Origin of the sequence: Rhodococcus sp. (in: high G+C Gram-positive bacteria) (assembly GCF_049286785.1) — a bacterium.
Taxonomy (GTDB): Bacteria; Actinomycetota; Actinomycetes; order Mycobacteriales; family Mycobacteriaceae; genus Rhodococcus_F.
This window is the reverse complement of record NZ_JBAQEO010000637.1, coordinates 1-5912: the sequence shown is the minus strand read 5'-3', so window position 1 is coordinate 5912 and position 5912 is coordinate 1. Positions and strand designations below refer to the sequence as shown.

Annotated in this window: 1 protein-coding gene; it reads right to left on the bottom strand. The window is 67.6% G+C overall.

The genetic code is table 11. From position 1 onward, the window contains the following. Positions 1 to 58: 58 nt before the first annotated feature. A complete protein-coding gene (locus WAW17_RS23090) occupies positions 59 to 5545 on the bottom strand; it encodes a biotin carboxylase N-terminal domain-containing protein (RefSeq protein ID WP_422335233.1) in 5487 nt (1828 codons plus the stop codon). Positions 5546 to 5912 lie beyond the last annotated feature (367 nt).

Below are 5912 nucleotides of genomic sequence, written 5' to 3'. Positions count from 1 at the left end.
CTTCCATGTCGTGAGTGAGTGGCCAGTCGTGAGTGAGTGGCCAGTCGTGAGCGAGTGACTAACCGGTGGGTTCGACCGCCCGTCGCATACCGCGCTCGACGGCGCCGACGATGTACGGTCGCAACTCCACCGCGGGGATGACGGCGTCCACCGAGCCCACTTCCTGGGCCCGCTGAATGTTGTGGATCGCCTCGAACTCCGCGGCCACCTCGCCGAGTTTCTCGTTCCGCACCGTCGCCTGCTGGGCGGCCAGTTCCACCCGCAGATGCGACTGCTGCGCGTCCGTCTCGGCTGCGGCCAGGTCGGCCTCGAGTGCCCGGATCGACGGGTCGGCGCTGACTCGCGAATTCACTTCGCGGGTGAACACGACCGCCGCGGCCGGCGCACCACCGAGCACCGACGCGAAGGACCCTTCGACGGCGAGGACTTCCATGTTGTCGTTGAGTGCTCCGGAGAACACGACGAATGCGCCACCGTGGTAGCGGGAGACCACGCAGAAGACGATCGGACCATCGAAATTGACTATGGCACGGCCGATTTCGGCACCATACTCGAGCTGGATGTGACGCAGCGAGTCGGGGGAACCGTCGAAGCCCGACAGGTTGGCCAGTACCACCAGGGGCCGGCTGCCGCTGGCGGCGTTGATGGCGCGGGCCGTCTTCTTGGACGACTGCGGGAACAGTGTTCCGGCCGTCCACTGGTCGGGGCCGTTGGCCGGCGACCAGCCCTTGCGGGGGATGGCCCGGGACTCGATACCGATGACGCTCACCGGGTATCCGCCGAGGTGCGCGTCGAACACCACAGAAGTGTCGGCGTCGGCCATGTCGGCCCACCGCTCGAGTACCGGGTGATCCTGGTCGACGAGCGCGCGCATCACCGTGCGAATGTCGAACGGCTTCTTGCGTTCCGGGTTGGTCTCGGACGAGAAGATGTCGCCGACGGTGGTGAAGTCGCTCGACGGGTGTACGTGCGGGTAGGTGCGCACGTCACGCTCCACCGGGTCTGCGGTGTGCGCGCGACGCGGGAAGCGTTCTCCGGGAACAACATACGCGTGGTCGTAGTGCGCGAACAGCACCTCGCACGCCGCGGTGAGGTTGGGCGCCCAGTACTGCGCCTGTCCGTTCGGCCCCATCACGCGGTCGTAACCGCCGATACCGAAGTTGTCCTCGGCCGAGACGCCACCCGAGTAGTCGAGCGAGTTCTTGCCGGTGAGCACCATGGCGCTGTCGGGCGTCATGACAAGAATTCCCTTGGTGTGCATCAACATTGTGGCTTCAGCGTTCCAGTACGGCTGCGCCCCGACGTTGATGCCCGCGACGATCACGTTGACCTCGCCGCCGTTCTGCGTGAACGTGATGAGACGACGCAGGCCCCGGGACACCCAGTCCATGTTCTCGGTGCCGCTGTCCATCGAGATGGTGGCTCCGGACGACAGTGCGAACCACTCGACCGGCACGCCCAGCTTCTCGGCGAGATCGACGGCAGCGACGAGCCGGGCGCATTCGGCTTTCGCGACGGTGCCCAGCGCCTTCGTCGGATCACCGAAGAGAGCAACGCGAGTCATGCCCTCCGGGTGACGCGGGGTGACGGTGGTGACCACGCCGACCACGAGGCCGGCGGTGTTCTGCCCGTACGGACGGTCGACGGGAACCAGGGCTCCTGCCTCGTCGAGGTCGTGCTCGACGAAGCTGCCGTCCTGTCCCGTGAGCAACGGGACCAGTTCGTACGGGTAGACGGTGCCGCGCGCGCGGGAGCTGCGGACCTTCTGCGCGTACGCGTCGAGCGGCTGCAGCGGTTCGGACGGCGGATCGGTCACCTTGACCACCACACCGCTGCCGGTGCGGTAGGAGAAGCGCAGTGCCTTCTCCTGCGACCCCGTCCCCGCCGGGTTCTGAAGTCGGGCCATCACGGTGATCTCTTCCAGTCCGGCACCGGCGGTGAGCGGCGCCGCGACCCGGGCGAACGCCTCGAGGTCTTCGAGTGGCACATCGATCTTCGGCCACACGAACAGGACTACGCGGTTGGCGTCGAGCTTGCGCTTGCTACCGCGTGCGGCCTGTGCGCGACGGATCCCGTCGAGGCAGGACTGCAGCACGCGCTCGGCGGCCGGAACCCCGGTGACCTGGCCGACCTCGTTGCGGACCGGTGTGATGTCGCGGATCTCGGCGAGGGCGATGAGTCGCTCGTCGGTGGGGTTGTCGCGGGAGGTCAGGTTGAACAGGTAGGTGTTCGCCGGAGCTGGCAGCCGGGTGCCCTCGAAGTTCTTGAGGCGCCACAGGTCGAGTCGCTGGCCGGTGAGCGGATGCATGTCCCGGATCAGCGTCTCCTCCGACAGGACACCCGCTTCGGGGCGGAAGGTGAACTTGTGCACGTCCGCACCCACGCCACGGAAGGCGGTGACGGTGATGCGTCGGCACGTCGCGGCGGACGTGAGGTCCGCCAGAGCGGTGCGCAGGTCGGCGGACATGGTGTCCGGGTCGGCGGGCGGCTCGGCCCACGACAGGTAGAGGTCGAGGACCACATTGCCGTCCGTGCTCGCGGCGACGGCATCGATCTCGGTGAGTGCGCCGGGCAGTTCCGCGAAGTCCGCGACCGCGGAGACGAGGTTCAGGCGTTCGCCGAGCAGATCGAAATTGCCGGTCACGAAGCGGCGTCCGTGCCGTTCGAACGACGTGACGTCCTCGAGCGTCCGGATGTCGTAATAGCGGCGGGTCACGACCTCGAGCAGAGGTGCGACCGTGGCGCTACGTCGTACGATCCGCTGTCCCAGCAGGACCGTCAGCGACTCCGACGTGTCGACCAGCGATTCGATGCGCTCCTGGTAGTCGGCCGCATCGGGATGTTCGACGAGGTACTCGAGGCTTCCCCGGACGCCGTCGTAGATCTGTTCACGCGCCTTGCGGATCTGCGGCTCGTCGAAGAACCGGAATCGGACGTTGCGGGCGACGTTGCCGATCAGCGGGTAGCGGACCTGGGTGGCCACGATCAGCCGATCCAGAACCTCACCCAGCCCGGCGGGCGCCCGGCCGGGGGCGTTGCGATCGTTGAGCCACCGATCGAGTAGTGCGGCGACGACGGGAACCTGGTTGTCCATGCGCTGCTGGGCGAGGAACAGGCGGTAGACCGCTTCCTCGAGTTCCGCGGTGCGTTCGAGGTCGGTGACGTCGTAGTGGCGCAGCGCCCGGGAGAGCCGGGTCCGGAACGACTCGGGCAGACCCTCGAGTTCCACGTCCAGCGTGTGGAGGTAGGTGTGGAAGTGCTCGCGCGGGCTGTGGACCCGCTCGTCGGCGTCCTCCTCCGCGGCGGTCGGTCGGTTACGGCCGATCTCGCAGATATCGGTGAAGGTGTTCAGCAGGTCGAGTTCGGCCCGCACGAGGTCGGGGTCGCCCGCGATGTCCGCGCGGAGTGCTTCGTAGTCGGCGAGCAATTCTCCCGCGCGCTTGGCGCTGACGTCGTACCCGGTGAGCAACGCACCGAGGGCGTCGATCTGGTCGAGCGCGTCCGCACGGGTGTCACCGTGCGAGACGGGGTGGGCGACGTCGAACTGGACACGCGGCGCCTTCTGCGCACTGGATTCCTCCGAGGTTTCCTCCACGCGCAGCAACGCTGTGCCGGCGTCGACCTGGGAGTTGACCATGGCGAGAACCTCCCGCACGCGGCCCGCGACGGGGGCGCGCACGGCCGTCTCCATCTTCATGCTCTCGAGCACCACGAGGGTGGCGCCGACCTCGACCTCGTCGCCCACGGACACCGGCACCGCGACCACGACCGCGGGAGCGGGGGCGCGCACGACGCCGGCCTCGTCCTGGCTGATCTGGTGGCTGATGCCGTCGACCTCGACGAGGTACTGGGCGCGGCCGGCGACGGAGACGACGTGGTGACGGCGGTCGCCCACGACGAGGCGGCTCTCGAACTCGCTGAGCCGATCGACCGCGACCTCGGTCTCGGGGCAGTCGCCGTCCACGCGGTAGAGGTGTGCGCCGACCTGCGTGACGGTGAGGCCGTACGCCTGGCCCTGGTAGCTGAGTTCCACCTTCCGGCCGATGGCGTGACCGGCGCGGGGGCGTCCGCCGCGGGCGGAGGACAGGAACGCCTCGCGCTCGAGTTTCTCCTCGGCGTCGTAGACGTCGATGGCCGCCGCGATGAGCGCGAGATCGGCGGTCCGGGAGGGGACGTTCGAGGTGCCGGCATCGGTGCGGTCGAGCCAGCCGGTATCGGCCGATGCCGTGACGACCTCTTCGCGGTCGAGCAGGTCGAGCAGGAACGACTTGGTGGTGGTGCCGCCCTGCAGAACCACCGTGGTCTCGCGGAGGGCGGTGCGCAGCCGGGCCAGGGCTTCGGAGCGATCGCGGCCCCAGGCGATGACCTTGGCGACCATGGAGTCGTAGTCGGGCGGGATGACGTCGCCCTGGGCGATGCCGGTGTCGACGCGGATGCCGCTGCCGAGCGGGAACTTGAGTAACTGCACCGCGCCGGGAGCGGGCGCGAAACCGTTGGCCGCGTCCTCGGCGTTGAGCCGTGCCTCGACGGCGTGGCCGAACTCCGGCGGGCAGTCGCCGACCAGCGGCTCACCACTCGCCACGAGGATCTGCAGCTTCACCAGGTCGAGGCCGGTGGTGGCTTCGGTGATCGGATGCTCCACCTGCAGGCGGGTGTTGACCTCGAGGAACGTGAAGGTCTTCTGCTCGGGCTGGTACAGGTACTCGACCGTGCCGGCGCCGCGGTAGCCGGCCGCGCGCACGAGTTCGGCGGAAACGGTACGCAGATGATTCGACTGCTCGGCGGTGAGGAGCGGTGAGCTGGACTCCTCGATGACCTTCTGGTTCTTGCGCTGGATGGAGCAGTCGCGCACACCCGGAGCCCACACGTTCCCGAAGTTGTCGGCGATCACCTGTACCTCGACGTGGCGTGCGTCGGTGACGAGTCGTTCGATGAAGACGACGGGGTCGCCGAAGGACCGTTGGGCCTCACCCTGCGTGCGCTCGAGCGCAAGTTCGAGCTCGTCCTCCGACCACACCTTGCGGATACCGCGGCCTCCGCCACCACTGCGAGCCTTGATGATGAGCGGATAGCCGATGGCCTGCGCGTGGCGCCGGGCGTCGGCGCGGTTGGCGACGGGGCCGCCGCTCCACGGCGCGACCGGAACCTCCACCTTCTCGGCGAGGAGCTTCGCCTCCACCTTGTCACCCAGCAGACGCATGGCTTCCGCGGGCGGGCCGATGAACGTGATACCGAGTTGTTCGCAGACCTCGACGAATGCCGGATCCTCGGCGACGAAGCCCCACCCCACCCAGACGGCGTCGGCCTTGCTCTCCCGCAGTGCACGAGCCAGCTCGGCGTGATCGAGGTAGGCGGTGCCGGTCTTGACTGTGCGCAAGCACACACCTTCGTCGGCCTGGCGTACGAACATTGCACGACGTTCTGCCTCGGTGTGCAAGGCGATGGTGCGGATGCCGTAGTTGTGCTCGGCATTCAGCTCGCGGACCGCGCGGATGAGGCGGACCGCAGCCTCGCCGCGGTTGACAATCGCTATTCGCTTGAACATCAGGTAAGCGCTCCGTTTCCGTAAAGCTCGGTATTCCGCAGAGTGTTTCGATGGCCGAGGCCGTGTCCACCGAGACCGGGTGCCGCCGTCGCGGCGAGGTGCCCCCTTGCACCACCCACGTGACCGCCACCCTGGGCGCCCCGAGTTCGTCGGTCGAGTTCCAGCGCCGTGCCGGATTTTGCTCGGGGAATTGGAGCATAACGTCGAAAATTTGTACCCGCGCGTAACTTCTGCGCGCTTTAAGCCTGAATCCGTGGAAGATCTTGGTGGCCGCGTCGGCGTGTGAATGAGGAAAGTGCCTTCTGAGCTGGGATGATCAGGGTCGTTGAAGTCCAGATTATCCGCCGCATCAGAAAGCACTTTCAGT

Excerpts from the sequence above, each read along its gene's own strand:
- WAW17_RS23090 (WP_422335233.1), bottom strand. The coding sequence starts at position 5,545 with ATGTTCAAGCGAATAGCGATTGTCAACCGCGGCGAGGCTGCGGTCCGC.